Source organism: Kytococcus sedentarius DSM 20547 (genome assembly GCF_000023925.1).
GTDB classification, from domain to species: Bacteria; Actinomycetota; Actinomycetes; order Actinomycetales; family Dermatophilaceae; genus Kytococcus; species Kytococcus sedentarius.
Genome location: NC_013169.1, coordinates 493075 through 516306, shown reverse-complemented (window position 1 = coordinate 516306; position 23232 = coordinate 493075). Strand labels below are relative to the sequence as shown.

Below are 23232 nucleotides of genomic sequence, written 5' to 3'. Positions count from 1 at the left end.
GGCCGGGGCCCCGGGGAGGTCAGGCCCGGGGGCCGTCCTGCGGGGCGGGCTCGTCCTGCTCCGCGGCGCCGGACTCACGCTCCGGCTCCCGCCAGGCCTCCCACGGGTCCTGGCCGGCGTCGGCGTCCTCCTCCTGGAGCCGGGACTCCTGCTCCTCGAGGGACTCCAGCATGGCCATGCGCTCCTCCCACGCCCGCACCACCGGCCCCTCGGAGTCGGCCTGCCCGATGCGCAGCGCGGCGCGGCCGGTCATCTGCGCAGCCACGGGCACGGTGATCAGGTGACAGGCCGCCATCACCAGCAACATGCCCACGTCGCCGAGCTCCCGGGTGCGCAGGCCGATGCCCAGCGCGACCAGCAGCACCCCCAGCACCTGGGGCTTGCTGCCGGCGTGCATGCGGCTGAACAGGTCGTTGAAGCGCCACAGCCCGACCGCTGCCGACAGGCACAGCACCGCGCCGCCGAGCAGGCACAACAGCCCCACGACGTCCGCCAGGTCGAGCAGGCTCACCGGTCCACCTCCTGCGACACAGGCGCGTCCTGCTTGCGCACGAAGCGCGCCACGCTCACCGAGCCCAGGAAGCCGATGAGCGACAGGGACACCAACACCGGGAGCGTGGTCGTGTGACGGTGCACCGCGGCCTCGACGCCCAGCGAGCAGATGAGGATGCCCATCAGCACCTCCAGCGCCACCACGCGGTCGAGCATCGTCGGCCCCGTGACCACCCGGGCCAGCGTGAGCACCCCGGAGACCGCCAGCACGATGCCGACGCCCCAGATGAGGATGGTCTCGGCCATCACTCCTCCCCTTCCTCGGACGCACCGCGCCGGACGCGCCCGGTGAGCGCGGACTGGCCCGCGATCGGCTCGCCCGGCTCGCAGACCAACACCTGTTCGCACTTCGGGTCCAGGGCCTTGAGCAGGAGCTCCTCCTGGCGCCACACCCGGTGGCGGAAGGCCTGTTGCTCCTCGGGGGTGTAGACGGCGAAGCCGTGGACCAGCAGGGTGCCGACGCTGCGGTCGATGTCCAGCACCACGCTGCCCGGCACCAGGGTGGTCATACCCGCCGTGGTGGCCACGAAGAGCTCGTCGGTGGAGCGCAACGGCACCTCGAACAGGGTGCCGCTCGGGGGCCTGCGGGCCGTGAACACCGTCCACGCCACCGAGGCGCTGGCCACCGTCAGGTCCCCCACGAAGTGCGCGCCCAGCCGTGCCAGGGCCACGGGGCGGAAGGCCAAGGGCACCTCCAGCCGGGGCAGCGGGAAGAACAGGCACACCAGCACCGCGACGACCACACCGCCGATGAGGTCGAGCCACCCGAGGGAGCCCCACAGCAGCAACCACAGGCTCGTCAGGAGGACCACGGCACGCAGGTCGACGCGGTCGCGCCAGGCCCGGCCCAGGCTGGCGGAGCTCACTGGGGCACCCCCTCGGGGAAGATCGCCTGCGTGTAGACGACCGTCTCCAGCAGGTCGTACGCCGCCCGGTCGGTGAGGGCGAACAGCGGGCCCGCACCGACCGACAGGGCCAGCCCGACGACGATCAGCAGGATCGTGGGGGTGACCACACCGGGCACCAGGGCCTGCGAGACGTCACGGTCCGGGTCCGGCAGGTCCCGCAGGGGGCGCCCGTCCTCGCTGAACGGCGGGCGCCAGAAGGCCCGGGCCCAGGTGCGCGAGAGCGCATACAGGGTGAGCAACGAGGTGACCACCGAGGCGGCCACCAGGGTGTAGGCCAGCCAGCCCCCGTCGGCCACACCGGCCTCGATCAGTCCCACCTTGGCCACGAACCCGGAGAAGGGCGGGATGCCGCCGAGGTTCATGGCCGGCACGAAGAAGAGGATCGCCACCAGCGGCGAGGTGGTGGCCAGCCGGTCCAGGCGCATCGTCGAGGTGGTGCCCCCGCGGCGCTCGATGAGGCCGGCGACCAGGAACAACGAGGACTGGATGAGGATGTGGTGGACCATGTAGAAGATGGCCGCCGAGAGACCCAGCTCCCCGCCCAGGGCAATACCGAAGATCATGAAGCCGATGTGGCTGACCAGGGTGAACGACAACATCCGCTTGATGTCGTCCTGCACGACCGCGCCCAGGATGCCCACCACCATCGTCAGCGCCGCGGCGACCAGCAGCATCGGGCTCACCCGGTCGTCCGGGAAGAGCAGCACCTCGGTGCGGATGACGGCGTACACACCCACCTTGGTGAGCAGGCCGGCGAACACCGCCGTGACCGATGCGGGGGCCGTCGGGTAGGAGTCCGGCAGCCATCCCGACATCGGGAAGACGGCGGCCTTGATGCCGAAGCCGAGCAACAGCATCAGCTCCAGGGCCAGCCGGGTGTCGGCGTCCACCGAGGACAGGCGGTAGGCCAGGTGGGCCAGGTTCACGGTGCCCGCCGCCGCGTACACCAAGGCGATGGCCGACAGGAAGACCAAGGAGGAGACGAGGCTCACCGCCACGTAGTTCACCCCGGCGCGCACCCGCTCCCGCGTACCACCCAGGGTCAGCAGCACGAAGCTGGCCGCCAGCAGCATCTCGAAGCCGACGTACATGTGGAACAGGTCGCCCGAGAGGAAGGTCGTGGAGACCCCCGCCGAGAGCACCAGCAGCGTCGGGTGGAAGATCGCCAGCGGCGCCTGACCGTCGCTCTCCTCGTCGAAGGAGGACCGGCCCTCCCCGATGGAGAACAGCACCACCGCCAGGGTGACCACCACGCTGACCAGCAGCATCAGGGAGGCCAACCGGTCGGCGATCAGGACGATCCCCTCCAGCGGCGACCAACCGCCGACGTTCACCACCTGCGGGCCCCGGGTGTCGCTGAGGTAGACCAGCGCGGCGCTCACGGCCACGGTCAGCGTCAGGGCACTGACCGTGATCAGGCGCTGGGTGCGGGTGCGTCGGGTGGCCACCAGGGTCATCCCGGCCGCGGTGAGGGGGACCACCACCGGCAGCGGCACCAGCATGTCGGGCGTCAGGTTCATGCCACTCCCCCCTGCTCCTGGTCGCGGTGCGTCCGGGTGTCGTCCTCGGCGTCGTCGTCCTCGTCACCCTCCCCGTCGTCGGTGGAGGCCTCGCTGAACACCTCGTCGGTGTAGGTGTTGGCCTCCGCGCGGCGCGAGATGCGGGCGCTCTCGGTGTCGGCCTGGACGAGGTCGGTGTGGCTCAGCTGCCAGGACCGGTGCGCCAGCGCCATCACGAACGCGGACATGGCCAGGCTGATGACGATGGCGGTGAGCACCATCGCCTGCGGCAGCGGGTCGCTCATCTCGGAGGCCTGGTAGAGCCGCGTGATGGGGGCGCGCCCCGGCTCACCGCTGGACACCATGAACAGCAGGTTGATGGCGTTGCCCATGAGCAGCATGCCGAACAGAATCCGCACCAGGCTGCGCGAGAGGAACAGGTACACACCGCAGGCGGACAGCACGCCGACAAGCAGGCACAGGGTGAGGCTCGGGATCATCGGGAGGCCTCCTCGTGGTCGGCGTACTCGGCGTCCAGCAGGCGGGCCGAGCGGTCGGCGGGCTGGTCTTCGTGGTGGATGTCGCGGTCCAGCGCCGAACCCAGGGAGCTGAAGATGTCCAGCAGCAGCCCCACGACCACCAGGTAGACGCCCACGTCGAAGGCGGTGGAGGTGACCAGGTGCAGGTCCCCGAGCGGCCCCAGGTGCAGGTCGAAGACCCAGGTCTGCAGGACGTGGCCGCCCACCAGCATCGAGAGCAGGCCGGTGCCCGCCGAGAGGAACAGTCCGGTCCCCAGCAGCCAGCCGGGCACCACCGGGAGCGCCGCCCCGAGCTCCGCGCGCCCCCCGGCCAGGTAGCGCAGGAGCAGTGCCAGACCGGCGACCAGGCCGGCAGCGAACCCGCCGCCGGGGTGGTTGTGCCCGGCCAGCAGGAGGTACAGCGACCAGACGATGATGGCGTGGAAGATGACGCGGGTCGCGACCTCCAGCATCAACGAGCGACCGCCCCAGGGCAGCGACCCCGCATCGGGGATCCAGCGCCGCCCGTCCGAGGAGGCGGCCGCGTGGCTGCGTCGCCGGCCGCGGGCGTTGCGGATGCGTTCCCAGCTGGTGCTCGCGCGCTCGGAGCGCAGGAAGACCAGGCTGGCCACGCCGGTCGCGGCCACGAGGACCACGGAGAGCTCCCCCATCGTGTCCCAGGCGCGGATGTCCACCAGGATCACGTTGACGATGTTCTCGCCGCCGCCGTAGGACTTCGCCCGGTCGGCGAGGATCCCCGAGGCCGGCGGGGCCTGCCGCACGGCGGCCGCCGTCAGGGCGAGCAGGAACATGACCAACCCCACCGCGATGCCCAACGCCCAGCGCAGCCGGCGGTCGAGGCGGGTGGAGAAGTCGCGGAACTTCACGGGCAGCCGGCGCAGCACCAGCACGAAGACGGCGATGGACACCGTCTCCACCAGCACCTGCGTGAGGGCGAGGTCGGGCGCGCCGTGCAGCAGGAAGAGCATGGCCACGCCGTAGCCGGTGACCCCGACCAGGAAGACGCCGCGCAGGCGACGCCGGGAGCGGGCGGCGGCGATGGCGGCACCACCCACGATGAGGGCCACGGCCAGCTGGGCCGCGCTGTCGAAGACGCGGACCTCGGCCGGCCAGGTGACCCCGGTGACGAGGGCCGCTCCGGGCAGGAGCACCACCATGCTGAAGATGAGGGCCAAGTTGAGCTCGAGCGAGCCCCGCTGGATGAAACCGGTGGTCTCGTTGGCGCTGCGCTCCAGCATCCGCATGGCCCAGCGGTAGCCCCGCTCGGAGGAGACGAGCTCCGGCATCGAGCGTTGGGCCACGGCGACGGGGCGGCGCGCGACGACCAGCAGGACACCCAGCACGATGACCACCCCGGTGAGCAGCAGGGGGATGCCCGGGTGCGGGACGAACAGCAGGTGCGCGGGCTCGGGGGTCTTCGGCCACGGACCACCTGCGGCCGCGAGCCAGGGCTCCAGGCGCGTGGCCAGTGGCGCGAGCACCAGGCCGGCGGCAGCGAGCACGGCCGGCACGGCAACCGCCCAGACCGGCTGTCGGGTGACCGGGGTCGGGACGGTGGCGGCCTTCTTGCCCGGGATGCCCGGGGCGTGGTCGCCCAGCCCCACGAGCAGGAAGCGGGCGCTGTAGGCGAAGGTCAGCGCCGAGCCCAGCACCACGACGACCAGGGCGGCGGTGGAGACCGCGTCACCCGGGGCGGGCCCGCCGTGCTGGAGGGCGCCGATGGCGGCCTCCTTGGCGACAAAGCCGTACAGCGGGGGCAGTCCGGCCATGGAGGCCAGGGCGAGCACGCACGACCAGTAGGTCCACGGCATCGAGCGGCGAAGCCCCGAGAGCAGGCGGACGTCGCGGGTGCCGGTGGCGTGGTCGATGACCCCGACCGAGAGGAAGAGCGAGGACTTGAACAGGGCGTGGGCCACGATCAGCGCCACCCCGGCCAGGGCGGCGTCGCCGTTGCCGATGCCCAGCAGCAGGGCGAGGAAGCCCAGCTGGCTGACGGTGCCGTGGGCCAGGAGGAGCTTGAGGTCCGTCTGCCGCAGGGCCCGCCACGCGCCCAGCAGCATGGTGGCCCCGCCACCCACCACGAGCATCCACCGCCAAACCGCGAGGTCGGAGAAGCCCGGGGCCATGCGGGCCATCAGGTAGATGCCGGCCTTCACCATGGCCGCGGCGTGGAGGAAGGCACTCACGGGGGTGGGAGCCGCCATGGCACCCGGCAGCCAGAACTGGAAGGGCACCAGCGCCGACTTGCTCATGGCACCGACGAGCACCAGGCCCACCGCCACCGCGACGGTCGTGGTGGCGGCCGGCGGCTCGGCCACGATGACCGAGAGGCGGTAGCTGCCGACGTGCTCGGCCAGCATCACCAGGCCCACCAACATGGCCAACCCGCCGAAGGTGGTGACGACCAGCGCCTGGCTGGCGGCCACGCGGCTGGCCTTGAGGCGCGAGGTGTGCCCGATCAGCAGGTACGACAGGACGGTGGTGATCTCCCAGAAGATGTAGAGGAGCAGCACGTCGTCGGCGGTGACCAGACCCACCATGGCGCCGGCGAACGCGGTGAGGCAGGCAGCGAACCGGCCCAGCCCCTCGTCGTCGTCGGAGAAGTAGCCGGTGCAGTAGAGGAGCACCAGCGCCCCCACCACGCCGATCACGAGCGTCATCAACCACGCGAGGGGATCGAGCCGGAAGGCCAGGGCGAGGCTGAGGCTGGGGACCCACTCAAGGCGTTCGGACGGCGGGGCGACGCTGCGCGCTGCGGTCGACTGCGCCAGGGCCCACACGGCCGTCCCGGCCGGCACCACGGCGAGGAGGGGGAAGATCCACCGTCCGAGGCGAGGCGCCAGCAGCGGGGCAGCCAGCGCGGCAAGGAAGTGGAGGGCGACGGCGATCAGCATGTGCGCTCCTCCAGGACGTCGGGCGGCGGCCTCCCCCGCCATCGGTGCCACCACGGGAGCCACAGCAAAACGGGAAGTTGTGTGCGCCACAGCAGGGGCGCTGAGCGAAGTATAGGGCCCGCCCCTCCGCGGAACCCGCTCGGGTGACACGTCCCCCGCATCGTCCGGACGTGATGCACCCCACGTCCGGTGGCGCTCGGCTGGCCCGGGTGTGGGCCGCTCGGGTAGACACGAGGCCATGACACAACCACTCACGCACGAGTTCTCGGGTGACTGGTCCGGCCAGCTCGTCGCCACCTCCATCCACGGCGGCCATGGGCTGCGCGAGGACACCGCGGCCGCCATGCGCCTGGACGAGGACACCCGGCTCCGCGAGGAGGACCCCTTCACCGACCGCATCGGCTCCGGGGCGGCTGCTCAGGTGGTGGTGCACCACTCGCGCTTCGAGGTGGACCTGAACCGACCCCGCGAGGAGGCGGTCTACCTCCGCCCCGAGGACGCCTGGGGTCTGGACATCTGGACCGACGGCGAGCTCGACGCGACGGCCACGGAGAACAGCCTCGCGCAGTACGACCGCTTCTACGCCGAGCTCGGCGAGCGCCTGGACGAGCTCGCCGCGCGGGGGCCGTTCGTGGTCTACGACGTGCACTCCTACAACCACCGCCGCGACGGTGAGGACGACCCCGGCGCCGACGTGGCCGACAACCCGGAGGTGAACCTGGGCACCGGCACGGTGGACGAGCACTGGCGCCCCGTGGTCGAGGCGTTCACGCGCTCCCTGGAGGCCCAGGAGGTCGCCGGGCACCGGCTGGACGTCCGGGAGAACGTGAAGTTCGAAGGGCGGGCCCTGGCGTGGTTCGTGCACGAGCGCTACCCGGACACGGGCGTGTGCCTCGCACTGGAGTTCAAGAAGACCTTCATGGACGAGTGGACCGGCGTGCCCGACGAGGCCCACCTCGACGCCCTGCGCGAGGCCCTGGCGGCCACGCACGCCCCGGTGCTCGAGGCCCTGCGGGAGGTGGGCCCCCGGTGAGCGACACCCCCTCGGCACCGGAGGGCCGGGAGGCACTGTCCCCCGCCGACCTCGCGGTCGACCACACGCTTGCGATGCTGTCGGACTCCATGCGCTTCCTGCTGGACATCACGCCGGTGAACTCCGACGAGGAGAAGGAGCGCTTCATCTCCGGCACCCACGAGGAGCCGACCTTCGTCTACCGCGACCTGGAGACCGACCCGGCCATCCAGTCCGCGCAGATCGCCCAAGTGGCCCTCGGTGAGGTGGAGGACCCCACCGTGGGCAAGCTGCTGCAGAGTAAGCGGCGTGAGCTGTCCCTGCAGATCGACATGCTGCGGGCCCGCGGCACCGACGACTTCCGGCAGCTGTCCGCCGAGCTCTACGGCGCGGTGGGCCCCAGCCTGCGGGACACCGCGGAGGACCTGGTGGCGCGCCTGGAGGTGCCCTCGCGGAACTCGCACATGGTGGACGCCAAGGGCTTCCTCGTCGCGGCCCAGGAGGAGATCGACGCCTACCGCGAGCTCGACCCGGACGTCAGCATCCACGCCGAGGTGCGCTCCGACGTGGCCGGCGTGCTGGTGGAGGGCGACACCCTGCTGATCAGCAACCATGCCAACATCCCTGCCCCTCGCGTGCAGGCCCTGCTCATGCACGAGGTGGGGACGCACCTGGTGACGCAGGTGAACGGCGTCGGACAGCAGATGAAGACCCTCGGCTCCGGACTGGCGGGCTACGACGAGACCCAGGAGGGCCTGGCCGTGCTCGCCGAGATCGCCGTCGGCGGGTTGACCAGCTTCCGCCTGCGCCAGCTGGCGCTGCGCGTGCTGACCGTGCACCGCATGCTGAACGGCGCCACCTTCCGCGAGGCCTACCAGGCGATGCTCGATGTGGGCGTGCCCCCGGGTTCGGCCTTCACCACCACGATGCGCGCCTATCGCTCCGGCGGGCACACCAAGGACGCCATGTACCTGCGCGGCCTGGTGGACCTGCTGGCCCACCTGCGAGAGGGTGGACGGCTGGACCTGCTCTTCCTGGGGAAGTTCGCCCTGCGCGACCTGCCGCTGGTGCAGGACCTCGACGACCGTGGCCACCTGCGCCCCAGCCGCATCACCTCGCGGTGGCTCCTGGACCCCGGAACCCGCGAACGCCTCGACCAGGCCGCCGCAGCCGATGACCTGACCACTCTCACGAAGGACCCCACATGAAGATCGCCTACGTCGTCAACGACGTGATGACCGAGAAGCCCGTCTACACAACCACCCGTCTGGCCATGACCTCCACCTCGATGGGGCACGACAGCTACGTGCTGGGCATGGGTGACTTCGGGTACGAGCCCGACGGCACCCTCGTGGCCCGCGCCCGGTGTGGCAAGGACAAGAGCTACCGCTCCCTGGAGCGCTACCTCGCGGACGTGCAGAAGCCCGCCGAGGAGGAGCAGATCGCGCTCAGCGACTTCGACGTGGTGATGCTCCGCGCGGACCCCGCCGACGAGAGCGACGGCAGCGCGTGGGCGAACAACGCCGGCGTCGCCTTCGGCGAGCTGATGGCCCAGAGCGGCGTGCTGGTGGTCAACGACCCCAGCAGCCTGAGCAAGGCCCTCTCGAAGGCCTACTTCCAGCACTTCCCCGAGGCGGTGCGCCCCCGAACGCTCATCTCCCGCGACGAGGAGCGCATCGAGGAGTTCGTCAAGGAGCTGGGCGGCAAGGCGGTGCTCAAGCCGTTGCAGGGCTCCGGCGGGTCCGGCGTGTTCGTCGTGAACAGCGACGAGTCGCCGAACCTGAACCAGATCATCGAGGCCATCGCCCGCGACGGCTACGTCGTGGTGCAGGAGTTCCTCAAGGAGGCCAAGAACGGCGACGTACGCATGTTCCTCATGAACGGCCAGCCGCTGACGGTCGACGGCCACGTCGCGGCCTTCCGCCGTCGCAGCCAGGGCGAGGACATCCGCTCGAACATGTCCGCCGGCGGCAAGGCCGAGAAGGTGGAGGTCACCGACGAAATGCTCGAGCTCGCCGAGGCCGTGCGGCCGAAGCTGGTGGCCGACGGCATGTTCCTGGTGGGCCTGGACATCGTGGGCGACAAGCTCATGGAGGTGAACGTGTTCAGCCCGGGCGGGCTCGGCTCATGCCAGGCGCTGTACGAGACGGACTTCGCGCCGGCCATCATCGAGAACCTCGAGCACAAGGTGACGATGCGGGGTCATTACGGCCGCCAGCTGCGCAACGCGGCGCTGGCCACCCTGTGACCGCTGGCGCGGCGCCCCGTCAGCGCGTGACGGCGTCCTGCGCCCCGGCGGCGTCGTAGGAGGCGTTCGCCTCGACCTGGGCGATCTCCTGGACGTTCGGGTTCGGGTTGGTGCACGAGGTGCCGGGGCCGGGGCCGGGGCCGGGGCGGCACAATGGACCGATGGACGCCGACCTGCCAGCCCTCCTGACCCCCGAGTGGCGAGAGCTCGAGGGCCGCCTGACCACCGCCTTCGTCCCCCGGGACTACGCCACGGCCACGGCGTTCGTCGCCGCGATCGCGGCCGCGGCCGAGGAGGCCGACCACCACCCCGAGGTGACGTTGGCCCCCGGCCGCGTCGTCGTGGCCACCCACAGCCACGATGCGGGAGCCGTGACCGAGCGCGACCACCGGCTGGCCCGGCGCATCGACGAGATCGCCGCCGCCCGGGGAGTGGCAGGGGACCCGGAGCGCTTCCACCGCGCCTCGGTGTGGGTGCCGGTCACCCCCGACGAGGCCTACGCCCTGGTCAGCGACGTGACCCGCACCGGCCAGTGGAGCCCCACCTGTCGTGCCTGCCGCTGGACCGACCCCGACCACCGGGGGGTGGGTGCCACCTTCGAGGGCGACAACCAGACCCCCGAGCGACAGTGGACCACCACCAGCACGGTGGTCACCGCCGACCCCGGCCGCCGCTTCGCCTGGCAGGTCAACCAGGGCTTCGTCGAGTGGGGGTTCACGCTGACCCCTGCGGCCCAGGACGGCACCCTGCTCACCCAGACCTGGCACTTCACCCGGACCGGCCGCGCCGGGTTCGACGAGAAGTGGGGCGTCGACGCCGTCGCGCAGGCCGACCAGCGCGAGCGCCAGGCCCACGCCGACATGCCGGTGACGCTCGCCCGCATCGCCGCCGCGCTCTCCTGACCGTCCCCGCCCCCCCACCACCGAGGAGCACCCCGTGACCCACCTCCCCAGCCCCTGCTCGACCTGCCCCGGCCACCCCGCACGGCCCGGCCCGTCCCGCCGCCAGGTGGTCACCGGCGCCACCGCCGTGGCGGCCTTCGGGGTGCCCACCCTGGCCGCCTGCAGCGACGACCCCGGCACCTCGGGTCGTCCCGGCGTGAACACGGTCAGCGTCGCGGCGGACGACGTGCCGGTGGGCGGGGGCGTCATCCAGGAGGGCTGGGTGGTGACGCAGCCCACCGAGGGCGACTTCAAGGCCTTCAGCGCCGAGTGCACCCACCAGGGCTGTGCGGTCAGCGAGGTCGCCGACGGGCAGATCATCTGCTCCTGCCACGGCAGCTACTTCGCCATCGCCGACGGTGCCCCCACCGCCGGGCCCGCGACCAGGCCCCTGGCCGGCGCCGCCGTGGAGGAGGCCGACGGGCAGCTGACGATCAGCCCGCAGCAGGGCTGAGCACGCCGCCGGCCCCGCGCACCGGCGGGGCCGCCGCTCCGGCGCCGTGGCCCGGGAGCCGCCGTCACTCCAGCAGGAGCACCACCCCGAGCACGACGAAGGCCACCCCTGCTGCCGCATCGATGAGGTGACCGGCCCGTTCGTAGAGGCGCACCAAGGGCGGGCGGCTCGCGGCCCGGGCCAGGGCGAGGAACCACACCAGGGCGATCGCCAGCATCATCAGCAGCACGGCGCCCCGCACGGCCCAGGAGAGGGTCGGCGGGAGGAGCGTGGAGAACAGCGCGCCGAAGAAGACCAGCGCCTTGGGGTTCGCCACGTTCGTGGCCAGGCCGAGGCGGAAGGCCGCGCCGGCCGTGATGGGGTGGGCCGGGGAGGGTGCGGCCGCCGGCTCGGCCACGCCCGACGCCTCGTCGGCGGCGGCCGGCCCCAGTGGCGCGGCCCGGGCTGCGCGCCGGGCCCGCCAGAGGCTCCACAGGATGAACACCCCGTAGCCGATGAGGAAGACCGCACCGGCCACCTTCATCACCACCCCCACCGCCGGGATCGCCTGCACCAGGGCCGTCAACCCGACCAGCGCCAGCACGATCCAGACGCTGATCCCCGTGACCACGCCCAGCGCCGTGGAGGTCGCCGCGCGGTGGCCGTGACGCATCGCCGTGCGCAGGATGGCGACGAAGTCAGGGCCCGGGCTCATCACGCCCAGGGTCCAGACGATCGCCAGTGGCAGAAGGAGGTCCATGGCGCGCCAGTCTAGGAACGCCGGCACGGGGGGCACCTCCGCCGGGCAGGTCACCGCGAGGGCTCCGGTCATGGGTGATGCTGGGCCCATGCAACACACCCAGGACAGCCGTGTCGCGCCGCAGTGGCACCCGGGAGCGGTGGTGGCGGTCGTGGAACTGGCCGCGCTCGGCCTCGCCCTGGGCGCACTGGCCTCGGTGCCGGACCAGTGGGGGCCGGTCGTGCACCGCATCGGCGCCGGGGTCGGTGCGGTGTGGGCGGTGTGGCTCGCGGTGCGCGCCACCCGGCGTGGCGCAAGCCCGCTGTGGATGGGCGGACTGGGCCTGGCTGCGGCCGGGCTGGCGGTCACCGCGTTGGGCGAGGCCGGTTGGTGGGGGTGGTCGGTGCGGGCCTACGCGGCGGGGCTGGTGCTCCTCATCGCGGCCGAGGTGCGGTGGCGACGGCACGAGGAGGCCATCACCGGCCCGGGACTGAACGAGCTGCTGTTCGCCGGCCTGGCCACGGTGACGATGGTGGCGCCCGTGCTCGGGCTGCGCGTGTCCCTGTTCGCCGGGTTGGCGCTGGCCGTGCTGCACGTCGGCATCGATGCGGCCCACCGGGCGGGGTTCACCGACGTCTCCCCCACCGGCGAGGCCGACGACGGGCGGCTCGAACGGTGGTTGCGCTCGAACGCCGCCTCCGGGGTGGACCGGGGGGAGGTCGTGGACACTCTGTTCTTCGAGGCCGAGCAGGGCCGGGGCCGGACGGTGCAGTTCCTGGTGCAGATGGTGTTGGCCACCGTGATCGCCACGTTGGGGGTGCTCACGGACTCCACCGCCGTGGTGATCGGCGCCATGGTGGTGGCCCCGCTGATGCTGCCGCTGCTCGCCGCCGGGCTGAGCCTGGGGATGGGGTGGCCGCGGCGGCTGGTGCGCAGCCTCGTCCTGGCGGCACTCGGCATCGTGCTGGCGGTGGGGGTGGCCTTCGTGCTCGTGCGCGCGCTGGGGATGGGGATCGACCTGCAGGCGAACTCCCAGGTGAGCTCCCGCATCGCGCCCACCGTGCCGGACCTGCTGATCGCCGTGGCCTCGGGCGCGGCGGGGGCGTTCGCCCTCTCGCGGCGCAACCTGGGCACGGCGCTACCGGGGGTGGCGATCGCCATCGCGCTGGTGCCGCCGTTGGCGGTGCTGGCCACCTGCTTGGAGCAGGGCGCGTGGAGCGCGGCGGCCGGGGCAGGGCTGCTGTTCCTCACCAACATCGTGTGCATGGTGGCCGCCGCCGGGCTGACCTTCGTGCTCACGGGGGTGGTGCCGCTGAGCTCGCTGGAGACGAACCAGGAGCGGGTGGGGGCCTGGGGTGTGGGCGTGGGCGTGGCGGCCGGGCTCGTGGTCTGCGCGTTGGCGCTGCATGCGGGACGATGACTCCATGAGCGCCCTGCTGTACGACCCCGACTGCGGCTTCTGCACCCGTGCGGCACAGGTGCTGGCGCGGTGGCCCGTCACCTGTGAGGTCGCCCCCATGACCCCGGACCGGCTGACCGCCGCGGGGGTCGATGCCCAGCGGGCCGACCGGGAGATCCCCTTCGTGGACGATGCGGGGCAGGTCTCCTACGGCGCCGCGGCCATCGCGGCGGCACTGCGGACGGCGGACCGGTCGACCTCGCTGGGGCGGCTGGTGTGGGCGGCCGGCGCGGCCCTGGGTGCCCCGCCCCTGGCGTGGGTGGCACCGCCGGTGTACCGGCTGGTGGCCGAGCACCGGCACGAGCTGCCCGGCGGGACCCCCGCGTGTGCGCTGCCGCCTCGGGCGGGGTGACCTGCAGGAGGTGCACCGTGAGTGATCCCGACCGACCAGCCGAGCACCCCGGTGGCACGGAGCCCGAGCCCCGCTCCCGCCCGCTGCAGGCCCACCACGTCCAGACCGTCGTGGACAAGGCCATCGAGCAGGCCCAGCGAGAGGGCGCCTTCGACAACCTCCCCGGCGCGGGCAAGCCCTTGCACCTCAGCTCCTCCGACGACCCCGAGTGGTGGGTGAAGGGGTTCATCGAGCGGGAGGGGCTGGACTTCTCCGAGGCCCAGCCCGGCCCGCTGCAGCTGCGCCGGGAGCGGGCCGGCTTCCCCGAGTCGCTGCTCCACCTGGCCGACGAGTCCGCCGTCCGGGAGCACCTGGAGGACTTCAATGCCCGGGTGCTGGCCGACCGTCGACGCCCCGTCGCCGGCACCTCCTCGCCGCCGGTGGTCGGGCGCGTCGACGTGGAGGAGGTGGTGGGTCGATGGCGGGAGGCCGCCGCGGCGCGGGAGCAGTGCGGCCGGGGCGACCACGACGTCGCGCCCGCCACGACGACTGATCACGCCGACGACGACGCCTCGCCCGAGGGTGGCAACCGAGCTCACGGGAAGTCGACCCGCCGGTGGTGGGCTCCCTGGCGGCGCTGAATCCTTCCGTTCGTCACGGACTCCGTGGTCACCCGCGATGCATGGGTGGAGAACTGGCCGAGCCGTACCCATCCCGCGGGTCGAACACCATCCCGATGACGTCCGGGGCGCCGGCGTCCAGCCACTCCGGGCGCTGCCGGGTGACCTCCCGCCAGCCCAGGTGCCGGTAGAGGGACAGGGCCCGCTCGTGCGTGGGCAGCACGTCCAGGCAGGGGACGCACCCCGCATCGAGGACGTACCCGGTGGCGTGGCGCAACAGGGCGACCCCGGCCCCCGTCCCCCGTGCGGAGGTGGCCGTGAAGAGGACCCCCACGACCCGCAGGTCCTCGGCCGGGCGTCCACTGGCAGCACTCCAGGCCTCCACGAACGGGGCGTCACCGCCGCTGCCGTCGCTCGCAGTACGCCCCACCGCCACGTGGCCCACCACCTCACCGCCCACCTCGGCCACCCACGCGGCCTCCTCGGCCGGGCGCTGGATGAACTGCTCCGGCGGCGCGGGCAGCGGGTCGCGGTGCGGGTAGCCGGAGTGGGCCTGTTGCTCGAGCAGTGCCGCTGCGAGGCCGGGCAGATCGGCGTCGCGACGGGGGCGGATGGACTGACTCACGGCGTCAGTGTGCCGCAGCCGCCGCTTCGGGGCCGACCTCGGCCACGTGTGCGATGTGGGACAGCGAGCGCCAGATGAGCACCAGCGTGAGCCCGGACCCGGCGAACGCCACCCAGAACGGCGCCGTGACCCCGAAGGCGTCGGCCACGGCCCCGCCGATGGGCATGCCGATCACCATGCCGCCGGTCAGGCCCACCATGTTGATGGACGAGATGCGCCCCATCATGTGCTGCGGCGTCGCCCGCTGCCGGACCGCCGACGAGGTGGCCGACCACACGAAGGTGTACAGGCCGAAGCCGAACATGGTCGCGTACGCCACCGACGCCGCGGTGGTCGTGGCGAGCACCAGGTGCATGAGCACCTCCAGCGTGAGGCAGACCTTCATGATGCCGGCCAGCGACCACCGGGCGGCGATGCGGTCGTAGGCCAGCACCGAGATCACCCCACCGACCGCGGTGGCCGAGGTGAGCAGGCCGAACCCGACGGGCCCCAGCCCCACGCGCTCCTGCGCCCAGAGCACGAGGATGCCCCACCCCATCGCCCACGTGATGTTGAAGGTCAGGATGGTGAGCACCAGCGTGCGCACGGCGGGGGCGTCGCGCAGCCACCGCAGCCCGCTCACCACGTCGGCGTGCAGCCCCCGCACGCCCGATGTGGTGCGCGTGGCCGTCTCGCTGTCGGCGCCGGCGACCGGCGGGACCACCATGCGGGAGACCAGGACTGCCGCCAGCACGATCGCCAGTGCGGAGACCCCGAACGGCCACGCCGAGCCCAGCGCGAACAGGAACGCGCCGAACGCCGGGCCCACGAGCTGGTTGGCCACGAGGAAGGCCGACATGAGCCGGGCGTTGCCGGTGACCAGGTCCTTGCGCGCCACCACCGAGGGCAGCAGGGTGTTGGTCGCGCTGTCGCAGAGGACCTCCGCCGTCCCGAGCAGCAGCATCACCACCAGCACGGCGGCGATGGACACCTGCCCGGTCACCAGGATGGCCACCAGGACCATCAGCACCGCGGCGCGCAGCAGGTTGGCCAGCATCGCCATGCGGCGCCGGTCCACCCGGTCGGCGATGGCGCCGGCCCCCAGCCCCAGCACCAGCCACGGCAGGCGGTTCAGCATCGGCGCCGCGGAGATGAGCAGGGCCGAGGAGGTCTGGCTGGCCACCAGCAGCGGACCCGCGGCGAGCACCACCCCATCGGCCAGGTTGGAGGAGTAGGCCGAGCCCATCAGCCAGCGGAAGCTCGACCCCATCCGCGGCGGGAGGAACCAGTCGACCGCCCGCCCCAGGGGCCCGGGGCGATCGGTCGGCGCGGGCGTGGCGGGGGACGGGAGCACCGGGAAAGAGTAGGGCCACGGCGGCGGGGGCGGCCACGGAGTTCCACCGGGCAGGGGGGCGCCTGCGAGAATGCCGCGTCCCCACCAGCACCCCCTCCGCGGAGCACCGTGACCTCACCGACCCCTGCCCCGGCGTTCCCCGCCACCGACGACTACCCGCTGGTCCCCGAGGCCGGCGAGCGCGAGACCTCCACCTGGGCGGCCCTGCGCAACCCGGCCCGCCTGCGCACCGAGGTGCTGGCGGGCCTCGTGGTGGCCCTGGCGTTGATCCCCGAGGCGATCTCCTTCTCCATCATCGCGGGGGTCGACCCGCGGCTGGGTCTGTTCGCCTCGTTCACGATGGCGGTGAGCATCGCCATCCTGGGCGGTCGCCCGGCGATGATCTCGGCTGCCACCGGCGCCGTCGCACTGGTGATCGCCCCGGTGGCCCGCGAGTACGGGATGAACTACTTCATCGCCACGGTGATCCTGGCCGGGGTGTTGCAGGTGGTCCTCGCCGTGCTGGGGGTGGCGCGGCTGATGCGGTTCATCCCCCGGATGGTGATGGTCGGCTTCGTCAACGCGCTGGCGATCCTGATCTTCGTGGCCCAGCTGCCCCACCTGACCGACGTCCCGGTGCTGGTCTACCCGCTGGTGGTCGCCGGGCTGGCCATCATCTTCCTGCTGCCGCGGCTGACCACCGTGGTCCCGCCGCCGCTGGTGGCGATCGTGCTGCTCACCGCCGTGGTGCTGCTGGCCGGGTGGCAGGTGCCCACCGTCGGGGACATGGGTGAGCTGCCCGACTCGCTGCCGACGCTGCTGGTGCCCGACGTGCCCCTGACGGCCGAGACGCTGCGCATCATCGGCCCGTTCGCGCTGGCGATGGCGCTGGTCGGCCTGCTCGAGTCGCTGATGACGGCCAAGCTGGTGGACGACATCACCGACACCCACTCCAACAAGACCCGGGAGAGCTGGGGCCAGGGCGCGGCGAACGTCATCACCGGCTTCTTCGGCGGCATGGGCGGCTGCGCCATGATCGGCCAGACGATGATCAACGTGAAGGCCTCCGGAGCGCGCACGCGGATCTCGACCTTCCTCGCGGGCGTCTTCCTGTTGGTCCTGGTGGTCGTGCTGGGCGACACGGTGGCGCTCATCCCGATGGCGGCGCTGGTGGCGGTCATGGTCTTCGTCTCCTGGGCGACCTTCGACTGGCACTCCATCGCCCCCTCGACCCTGAAGCGGATGCCGTGGAGCGAGCTCGCGGTGATGGTCGTGACGGTGGTGGTGACGGTGGTCAGCCACAACCTCGCCTATGGCGTGATCCTGGGTGTGCTGACGGCGTTCGTGGTGTTCGCCCGCCGGGTTGCGCACTTCACCACCGTGGAGCGGGTGGCCACGCTGGACACGACCGAGGACGGCGAGGTCGACACCGCGACCTACCGGGTGCGCGGCGAGCTCTTCTTCGCCAGCAGCAACGATCTGGTCTACCAGTTCGACTACTCCGGCGACCCGCAGCGCATCGTCATCGACCTCTCGGAGAGCCACATCTGGGACGTCTCCACGGTGGCGGCGCTGGACGGCATCCAGACCAAGTACGCCGCCCGGGGCAAGAGGGTGCAGATCGTCGGGCTGAACGAGGCCTCGGCCGCCCGCCACGGGCAGCTCTCCGGGCACCTCGGAGAGGGCCACTGAGGCGGGTCGGTGCCTCACTGGGGACCTCCGCGCTCAGGTCCTCGTCCAGCTGGTCGGCTCGCTCGTCGTCGCCGCCGCCGGGGTGGTCAACCTGTTCTCTGACTCCCTCGACGGCTGGTGGCGCCTCCTCGCGGTGGGCCAGGTCCTCACCGGTGTGGTCTGGTGCGCTGGCGTGGTGCGCCAGTGGCGCAGGGCACGGGGCGCGGCTGGTCCTGAGGCGTGACCTCGCACCTCTGACACCCCCGCCTGTGAGACTGGCCCGATGACGTCCGGCTCGCCCTCCATCCCCACCGCACCGACTCTCCCCGCCTCCTCCGACGGCCACATCACCGTCACCGGCGCCCGCCTGCACAACCTGCGCGACGTCACGGTCTCCATCCCCCGCGACCGCCTGGTGGCCGTGACCGGCGTCTCCGGCTCGGGCAAGTCCTCGCTCGCCTTCGGCACGGTCCACGCCGAGGCACAGCGCCGCTACTTCGAGACCGTCGCCCCCTTCGCCCGCCGCCTCATCCACGCCGCGGTCGACCCGCAGGTGCGCAGCATCACGGGGCTGCCCCCGGCGGTCGCGCTGGGCCAGCAGGCCACCACCAGCGGCACCTCCTCGCGCTCCACCGTGGGCACCGTCACGCACACCGGCAACACCCTGCGCATGGTCTTCTCCCGATGCGGTGACTACCCCACCGGCGCCGCCCACCTGGACTCCGACGCGTTCTCCGTGAACACCGCCGTGGGCGCCTGCCCGGAGTGTTCCGGCCTGGGCGTGGTGCACGAACCCACCGAGGCCTCGATGGTGCCCGACCCCGACCTGTCGATCGCCGAGGGGGCCATCGCTGCATGGCCCGGCGCGTGGCAGGGCAAGAACTACCGCGACATCACCGCCACTCTGGGCTACGACATCACCTCCTCGTGGCGCGACCTGCCCGCCGCCGACCGCCAGTGGATCCTGTTCACCGACGACCAACCCGTGGTGCAGGTGGTGCCCGAGCGCGACCCGGAGCGCATCCAGCGTCCCTACTCCGGCACCTTCTCCTCGGCCCGCCGCTACCTGATGCGGACGCTGTCCGAGACCAAGTCCGCCACCCAGTGGGCCCGCGCCCTACGCTTCGTGGAGACCACCCCCTGCCCCGCCTGCGACGGCCACGGCCTGCGCGCCGATGCCCTCGCCGTCACCTGGCAGGGCCGCTCGCTGCCCGATGCGGCAGCGCTCCCCCTGGCCGAGCTGGCCGACCTCGCCCGCCGCCGCCGGCACGCCCTGCCCGACGAGGGCGGCAGTGCCCGCGAGGGTGCCGAACGTCTGCTCCTCGGCGACCTGCTCGCGCGCCTGGACGTGCTGCTGGAGCTCGGTCTGGGCCACCTCTCCCTGGGGCGCCGCAGCACCACCGTCTCGCCCGGCGAGATGCAGCGCCTGCGCCTGGCGACCCTGCTGCACACCGGCCTGTTCGGGGTGGTGTACGTGCTCGACGAGCCCTCCGCCGGCCTGCACCCGCGCGACACCGAGGCCCTGCTGCGCGTCCTGCGCCGGTTGGTCGATGCGGGGAACACCGTGCTGGTCGTCGAGCACGACATGGCCGTGGTGGCCGCGTGCGACTGGGTGGTGGACGTCGGCCCCGGCGCCGGCGAGGGCGGCGGCCGGGTGTTGCACTCCGGGCCGGTGGACGAGCTGGCCGGCGTGGCCGAGTCCGTCACCGGGCGGTACCTGGCCCAGCCGATCCACCCCGCGGAGGTGCTGGGGGCCGACGCGACCGGCGGCTCCACCAGCGCCGGCACCCCGGGAGACGATCTCGCCGCGGAGCCCCTGCCGGCACCGCGCACCGGCAGCGGCCAGCTCGTGGCCTCGGGTCTGCGCCGCCACACCGTGCGGGGGGTCGACCTCACGCTGCCGCTCGGTGCGGTGAGTGTGGTCACCGGCGTCTCCGGGTCGGGCAAGTCCTCGCTGCTGGACGCCCTGGCCGACGTGGTCGCGATGCATGCCCAGGAGGTCTCGACCGAGGCGGCCGAGGAGCACGGGGAGCCGGGCACCCAGGACGTGGGGCACCCCGGTGAGGGGCATCCGGGTGAGGATGCCGCCGGGGCCGCGCTCACCGCATCGGGCACGGGCACCGGGCAGGGCACCCCGCCGGCGCCGGCCCGGGTGGTACTCACCGGCGGACGGGTGGAGCGCCTGGTGCGCATCACGCAGAAGCCGATCGGCCGCTCCCCCCGCTCCACGCTCGCCACCTACACCGGGGCGATGGACCGCATCCGCAGCCTGTTCGCCGCCACCGACGACGCGCAGGAACGCGGCTACGGGGCGGGGCGGTTCAGCTTCAACACCACCCCGGGCCGGTGCCCCACCTGCGAGGGGCAGGGCTCGGTGTCCGTGGAGCTGCTGTTCATGCCCGGCACGTACTCCACCTGCCCGGAGTGTCACGGCGCGCGCTACGACGCCGAGACGCTGCAGGTCCACTGGGAGGGGCACCGCATCGACGAGGTGCTGGGCTGGACCGTGGCCGAAGCCCGCGAGCGCTTCGCCGAGCACCCGCAGCTGGCCCGCACCTTCGGCGCCCTGGCGGACCTGGGGCTCGACTACCTGACCCTGGGGCACCCGGCAACCGACCTCTCCGGCGGGGAGGCGCAGCGCATCAAGCTGGCCACCGAGCTGCGCGTGCAGCGCCGCACGCCGACGCTGTACCTGTTCGACGAGCCGACCACCGGGCTCCACCCGGCCGACGTGCACCGGCTGCTGCGTCAGCTCCACGGGTTGGCCGGCGCGAGCCACACCGTCGTGCTGGCCGAGCACGACGCAGTGGCCGTGGCGACGGCCGACCACGTGGTTGAGATGGGGCCCGGCGCCGGCGGCGCGGGCGGACGGGTGGTGGCCGCCGGCATCCGTTCGTCGTTCGTAGCGTGAACAGCGCGCTGACCGTGCACCGAACGACGAACGGATGCCGTGGCGTGGCCGTCCGCCCGGCTAAACTCTGCCGACCCCTCACCCCAGGAGCACCATGGCGAAGCGCCGCCGCACCACCCGCAGGAACGGCTTGGACCCCCGCGCATGGATCGCGATCGCACTGGTTGTGGCACTCGTGATCGCCTACGGCGTGTTCACGCTCAACCCGGCCAACGAGCGGGTCGACGACATCCCGGAGCAGGCGCTGGAGGCCTACCGGGGTGCGGCCGAGGGTGCCGAGGACTTCGAGCACTCCTGCCACCACCTGGACTGGCGGGTGCTCGCCGGCATCGGACGGGTGGAGAGCAAGCACGCCGAGGGGGGCGAGCTCACCGACGCGGGCGTGGCCGACCCGCCCATCTACGGCCCGCGTCTGGACGGTTCCGGCGCCGGCGGCAACACCACCGGCATCAGCGACACCGACGGCGGCGAGGTCGACGGTGACACCGAGTACGACCGCGCGGTGGGGCCCATGCAGTTCATCCCCACCACCTGGGAGATCCACGGCAAGGACGGCGACGGCGACGGGGAGGCCGACCCGCAGAACATCCACGACGCCGCGCTGTCGGCCGCGAGCCTGCTGTGCGCCAACCAGGAGATCGACCTCTCCGACGAGGACACCCTGCGCCGCGCCATCAAGCGGTACAACAACTCCGACGCGTACGTGGAGAAGGTGCTCACCTGGGCGGAGCGCTACGGGCGCTGAGACCCGCGGCCCGTCCCCGCCGATGGGGCCGCCCGGTCAGTGAGCGACGCCCGCCGCTCACTGCGGGATGACGTACACGGCCACCATGAACCAGTGCAGGGCGGCGGCGATCGCCACCAGCACGTGCCAGATCTCGTGGAAGCCCAGCACCCCCGGCCACGGGTTGGGCCGCTCGAGGATGAAGACCACGAACCCGGCGGAGTAGACCAGCCCCCCGGCCGCGAGCAGGGCGACCATGCCCGGCTCGAAGGTGACGCCCGCGGCGAGCAGGGCCACCGGCAGCCACCCCAGCACGATGTACAGGGTGTTGGTGATCTCCTTGGGCAGGTCCCGTCGCACCGAGCGGGCCACGATGCCGCCGATGGCGATCGCCCACACCGCCCCGAGCACCGCCCAGCCGAAGGGCGTGCGCACCTGCACCAGCACCAGCGGCGTGACCGTGCCGGCGATGAGGCCGAACACGGCTGTGTAGTCCAGGGTCCGCAGCACCGAGTCGCCGCGCTCGCCCAGGTCCAGCCCGTGGTGCAGCGTGCTGCAGGCGAAGAGCGTCACCAGCGAGGCGCTGTAGATGCTCGCCCCGACGATCCGCCAGGGGTCGCCGGTCGTGGCGGCCTGGGTGATGAGCACCGCGGCGCTGAGCAGCGCGAAGCAGGTGGCCGCCAAGTGCGAGAGGGTGTTGATCCGCTCGTCGGTGACGTGGACGCTGCCGTCCTTGCTGCGGGCCGGGGCGGTCGTCCCGCTCATGCGGTGAACGCGATCACGGCGTCCGCGAACGCCTCCGGCGCGTCGATGCTGGCACGCCGGCCCGCCCCGGGGACCTGCTCGATGCGGGCGTCCGGCATCAGCTCGACGACCTGCTTGGCCATGATGCTCCCCGCCCGGTCGTTGGCCCCCACGAGCACCAGCGTGGGCTGCTGCACGGCGGCCAGCGTCTCGCGCATGTCGATCCCGGCCAAGGAGTCCAGCGCCGCCAGGGTGCGCCCCCGGTCGATCCCCTGGGCCACGAGGTTGTTGCGGGGCTGTGCCTGGAGCGCGAGCTTCTGCATGCGCACCGCCATCTTCGGCATCTGCACGAAGACGCCGGACAGCACCAGCCGCCGCACCTTCTCGGGGTGCTCGGCCGCCAGCGTCGCGGCGACCATGCCCCCGATGTCCTGGCCCACCGCATCGAACGCGCGCCAGGTCATGACGTCGGAGTTGTAGAGCACTGCCGAGGCGCACTGCTGCAGGTCGAAACCGCCCTTCTGGGTGGGCTTGAGCCCGTCCACCCACGGCGCGGCCATGGGGCGGCCGGCACCGATGCGGCTCACCACGTCCTGCCAGTCGATGGGGTTGGACCCGATGCCGTGGATCAGCGCCAGCGGCGTGGGCTGGGCGGGCTCCCCCGCATCGGCCCGGGGGTCGGTGCCCTCCAGCGGGCCGCCGTCCGCCGGGTCGGTGGGCGCGTCGGCGGGCGCGTCGGCGGGGGTGTCACGCGCCTGGTTGAGCAGGCGGTCGAAGTCGTCGTCAGTCGGAGAGGTGCTCACGGGTCCACCGTAGTGCGCCCGCCCGGTCAGCGGCCGGGCGCGTCGTCGGGACCGGACAGGAGGACGGCGCCCAGCGGCTCCTCGGCCGGCAGGTCGGCCGCGGCCCGTTCGGGATCGAGGACGCGCATGATCTGAAGCGCCCTGGGTTTCACCCGCCTAGATCCAGGACCGGCTGGGGCGGCACCGGGGGACACTGGGCCGTCGAACCAGCCCTAAGGGATGGCCCTCCTGCCGTCGAAGCAGGGGCCGGCCTCACCCAGGGCGGCC

23 protein-coding genes are annotated in these 23232 nt (G+C 72.7%); 11 read left to right on the top strand and 12 right to left on the bottom strand.

Annotated elements, in window-relative coordinates; genetic code table 11:
• Nucleotides 1-19 precede the first annotated feature (19 nt).
• The 6 genes from mnhG to KSED_RS02475 are packed head-to-tail and all read right to left on the bottom strand — an operon-like array spanning nucleotide 20 to nucleotide 6392.
• Nucleotides 20-511, bottom strand: a complete 492-nt coding sequence (gene mnhG / locus KSED_RS14460) for a monovalent cation/H(+) antiporter subunit G (RefSeq protein WP_012802008.1) — start codon at nucleotides 509-511, stop codon at nucleotides 20-22.
• Complete coding sequence (locus KSED_RS02495; protein ID WP_012802007.1) at nucleotides 508-798, bottom strand: MrpF/PhaF family protein; 291 nt, start codon at nucleotides 796-798, stop codon at nucleotides 508-510. Before KSED_RS02495 ends, mnhG begins: the two co-directional genes overlap by 4 nt.
• Nucleotides 798-1418: a Na+/H+ antiporter subunit E gene (locus KSED_RS13400; protein ID WP_012802006.1), complete on the bottom strand. Its 621-nt coding sequence runs from the start codon at nucleotides 1416-1418 to the stop codon at nucleotides 798-800. The genes KSED_RS02495 and KSED_RS13400 overlap by 1 nt, the downstream gene beginning before the upstream one ends.
• Entirely contained in the window at nucleotides 1415-2980 is a 1566-nt protein-coding gene (locus tag KSED_RS02485; RefSeq protein WP_012802005.1) for a Na+/H+ antiporter subunit D, read from the bottom strand. Before KSED_RS02485 ends, KSED_RS13400 begins: the two co-directional genes overlap by 4 nt.
• Nucleotides 2977-3459, bottom strand: coding sequence for a Na(+)/H(+) antiporter subunit C (locus KSED_RS02480; RefSeq protein ID WP_012802004.1), 483 nt, complete (start codon nucleotides 3457-3459; stop codon nucleotides 2977-2979). Before KSED_RS02480 ends, KSED_RS02485 begins: the two co-directional genes overlap by 4 nt.
• Nucleotides 3456-6392: a Na+/H+ antiporter subunit A gene (locus KSED_RS02475; protein ID WP_012802003.1), complete on the bottom strand. Its 2937-nt coding sequence runs from the start codon at nucleotides 6390-6392 to the stop codon at nucleotides 3456-3458. The genes KSED_RS02480 and KSED_RS02475 overlap by 4 nt, the downstream gene beginning before the upstream one ends.
• A 238-nt stretch (nucleotides 6393-6630) precedes the next feature.
• On the opposite strand from KSED_RS02475, the gene KSED_RS02470 reads away from it, so the two are divergent.
• Genes KSED_RS02470 through KSED_RS02460 form a run of 3 tightly spaced genes read left to right on the top strand, consistent with a single transcriptional unit; the run spans nucleotide 6631 to nucleotide 9652 of the window.
• On the top strand, nucleotides 6631-7425 hold the full coding sequence (locus tag KSED_RS02470) for an N-formylglutamate amidohydrolase (RefSeq protein WP_012802002.1): 795 nt from the start codon (nucleotides 6631-6633) through the stop codon (nucleotides 7423-7425).
• Nucleotides 7422-8612: a peptidase MATCAP family protein gene (locus tag KSED_RS02465; RefSeq protein ID WP_012802001.1), complete on the top strand. Its 1191-nt coding sequence runs from the start codon at nucleotides 7422-7424 to the stop codon at nucleotides 8610-8612. Before KSED_RS02470 ends, KSED_RS02465 begins: the two co-directional genes overlap by 4 nt.
• Nucleotides 8609-9652: a glutathione synthase gene (locus KSED_RS02460; RefSeq protein WP_012802000.1), complete on the top strand. Its 1044-nt coding sequence runs from the start codon at nucleotides 8609-8611 to the stop codon at nucleotides 9650-9652. Before KSED_RS02465 ends, KSED_RS02460 begins: the two co-directional genes overlap by 4 nt.
• A gap of 19 nt (nucleotides 9653-9671) precedes the next feature.
• Here KSED_RS02460 and KSED_RS15535 read toward each other — a convergent pair whose 3' ends face one another.
• Nucleotides 9672-9806 carry a hypothetical protein gene (locus tag KSED_RS15535; protein ID WP_012801999.1) on the bottom strand — a complete coding sequence of 45 codons (135 nt, stop codon included), beginning with the start codon at nucleotides 9804-9806 and terminating at the stop codon, nucleotides 9672-9674.
• 7 nt (nucleotides 9807-9813) lie between these two features.
• Here KSED_RS15535 and KSED_RS15220 point away from each other — a divergent pair, with 7 nt between their 5' ends.
• On the top strand, nucleotides 9814-10554 hold the full coding sequence (locus KSED_RS15220) for a 4a-hydroxytetrahydrobiopterin dehydratase (protein WP_012801998.1): 741 nt from the start codon (nucleotides 9814-9816) through the stop codon (nucleotides 10552-10554).
• A 34-nt stretch (nucleotides 10555-10588) separates the two neighbouring features.
• On the top strand, nucleotides 10589-11047 hold the full coding sequence (locus tag KSED_RS02450) for a Rieske (2Fe-2S) protein (protein WP_012801997.1): 459 nt from the start codon (nucleotides 10589-10591) through the stop codon (nucleotides 11045-11047).
• Between the two features lie 64 nt (nucleotides 11048-11111).
• Here KSED_RS02450 and KSED_RS02445 read toward each other — a convergent pair whose 3' ends face one another.
• The gene (locus tag KSED_RS02445) at nucleotides 11112-11786 is read right to left on the bottom strand and encodes a LysE family transporter (RefSeq protein WP_012801996.1); all 675 of its coding nucleotides are present in this window, start codon (nucleotides 11784-11786) and stop codon (nucleotides 11112-11114) included.
• An 88-nt stretch (nucleotides 11787-11874) separates the two neighbouring features.
• On the opposite strand from KSED_RS02445, the gene KSED_RS13395 reads away from it, so the two are divergent.
• From KSED_RS13395 to KSED_RS02430, 3 genes are read left to right on the top strand one after another with little or no spacing between them, the layout of a single operon-like run.
• On the top strand, nucleotides 11875-13185 hold the full coding sequence (locus KSED_RS13395) for a DUF389 domain-containing protein (protein WP_012801995.1): 1311 nt from the start codon (nucleotides 11875-11877) through the stop codon (nucleotides 13183-13185).
• 4 nt (nucleotides 13186-13189) lie between these two features.
• Nucleotides 13190-13576, top strand: a complete 387-nt coding sequence (locus KSED_RS02435) for a thiol-disulfide oxidoreductase DCC family protein (RefSeq protein WP_012801994.1) — start codon at nucleotides 13190-13192, stop codon at nucleotides 13574-13576.
• A gap of 17 nt (nucleotides 13577-13593) precedes the next feature.
• The gene (locus tag KSED_RS02430) at nucleotides 13594-14196 is read left to right on the top strand and encodes a DnaJ family domain-containing protein (RefSeq protein WP_012801993.1); all 603 of its coding nucleotides are present in this window, start codon (nucleotides 13594-13596) and stop codon (nucleotides 14194-14196) included.
• A gap of 28 nt (nucleotides 14197-14224) precedes the next feature.
• Here the strand turns inward: KSED_RS02430 and KSED_RS13390 are convergent, their stop codons facing one another.
• Both KSED_RS13390 and KSED_RS02420 read right to left on the bottom strand, forming a co-directional pair.
• On the bottom strand, nucleotides 14225-14800 hold the full coding sequence (locus KSED_RS13390; RefSeq protein WP_012801992.1) for a GNAT family N-acetyltransferase: 576 nt from the start codon (nucleotides 14798-14800) through the stop codon (nucleotides 14225-14227).
• 4 nt (nucleotides 14801-14804) lie between these two features.
• A complete protein-coding gene (locus KSED_RS02420; protein WP_237699552.1) occupies nucleotides 14805-16133 on the bottom strand; it encodes an MFS transporter in 1329 nt (442 codons plus the stop codon).
• A 108-nt stretch (nucleotides 16134-16241) separates the two neighbouring features.
• On the opposite strand from KSED_RS02420, the gene KSED_RS02415 reads away from it, so the two are divergent.
• The 3 genes from KSED_RS02415 (at nucleotide 16242) to KSED_RS02405 (ending at nucleotide 21439) form a co-directional block, all read left to right on the top strand.
• Nucleotides 16242-17804: a SulP family inorganic anion transporter gene (locus tag KSED_RS02415; protein WP_012801990.1), complete on the top strand. Its 1563-nt coding sequence runs from the start codon at nucleotides 16242-16244 to the stop codon at nucleotides 17802-17804.
• 262 nt (nucleotides 17805-18066) lie between these two features.
• On the top strand, nucleotides 18067-20694 hold the full coding sequence (locus KSED_RS02410) for an excinuclease ABC subunit UvrA (RefSeq protein WP_012801989.1): 2628 nt from the start codon (nucleotides 18067-18069) through the stop codon (nucleotides 20692-20694).
• A 94-nt stretch (nucleotides 20695-20788) separates the two neighbouring features.
• Nucleotides 20789-21439 (top strand): lytic transglycosylase domain-containing protein, encoded by a 651-nt coding sequence (locus KSED_RS02405; protein ID WP_012801988.1) that lies wholly within the window; start codon nucleotides 20789-20791, stop codon nucleotides 21437-21439.
• Between the two features lie 57 nt (nucleotides 21440-21496).
• On the opposite strand, the gene trhA is transcribed toward KSED_RS02405, so the two are convergent.
• Nucleotides 21497-22183, bottom strand: a complete 687-nt coding sequence (trhA, locus tag KSED_RS02400; RefSeq protein ID WP_012801987.1) for a PAQR family membrane homeostasis protein TrhA — start codon at nucleotides 22181-22183, stop codon at nucleotides 21497-21499.
• On the bottom strand, nucleotides 22180-22965 hold the full coding sequence (locus KSED_RS02395; RefSeq protein WP_012801986.1) for an alpha/beta fold hydrolase: 786 nt from the start codon (nucleotides 22963-22965) through the stop codon (nucleotides 22180-22182). The genes trhA and KSED_RS02395 overlap by 4 nt, the downstream gene beginning before the upstream one ends.
• Between the last annotated feature and the right edge of the window lie 267 nt (nucleotides 22966-23232).

Coding starts and splice junctions, on each gene's coding strand:
- KSED_RS02495 (WP_012802007.1), bottom strand. CDS start 798: ATGGCCGAGACCATCCTCATCTGGGGCGTCGGCATCGTGCTGGCGGTC.
- KSED_RS02485 (WP_012802005.1), bottom strand. CDS start 2,980: ATGAACCTGACGCCCGACATGCTGGTGCCGCTGCCGGTGGTGGTCCCC.
- KSED_RS02480 (WP_012802004.1), bottom strand. CDS start 3,459: ATGATCCCGAGCCTCACCCTGTGCCTGCTTGTCGGCGTGCTGTCCGCC.
- KSED_RS02475 (WP_012802003.1), bottom strand. CDS start 6,392: ATGCTGATCGCCGTCGCCCTCCACTTCCTTGCCGCGCTGGCTGCCCCG.
- KSED_RS02470 (WP_012802002.1), top strand. CDS start 6,631: ATGACACAACCACTCACGCACGAGTTCTCGGGTGACTGGTCCGGCCAG.
- KSED_RS02460 (WP_012802000.1), top strand. CDS start 8,609: ATGAAGATCGCCTACGTCGTCAACGACGTGATGACCGAGAAGCCCGTC.
- KSED_RS15220 (WP_012801998.1), top strand. CDS start 9,814: ATGGACGCCGACCTGCCAGCCCTCCTGACCCCCGAGTGGCGAGAGCTC.
- KSED_RS02445 (WP_012801996.1), bottom strand. CDS start 11,786: ATGGACCTCCTTCTGCCACTGGCGATCGTCTGGACCCTGGGCGTGATG.
- KSED_RS13395 (WP_012801995.1), top strand. CDS start 11,875: ATGCAACACACCCAGGACAGCCGTGTCGCGCCGCAGTGGCACCCGGGA.
- KSED_RS02435 (WP_012801994.1), top strand. CDS start 13,190: ATGAGCGCCCTGCTGTACGACCCCGACTGCGGCTTCTGCACCCGTGCG.
- KSED_RS02410 (WP_012801989.1), top strand. CDS start 18,067: ATGACGTCCGGCTCGCCCTCCATCCCCACCGCACCGACTCTCCCCGCC.
- KSED_RS02405 (WP_012801988.1), top strand. CDS start 20,789: ATGGCGAAGCGCCGCCGCACCACCCGCAGGAACGGCTTGGACCCCCGC.
- trhA (WP_012801987.1), bottom strand. CDS start 22,183: ATGAGCGGGACGACCGCCCCGGCCCGCAGCAAGGACGGCAGCGTCCAC.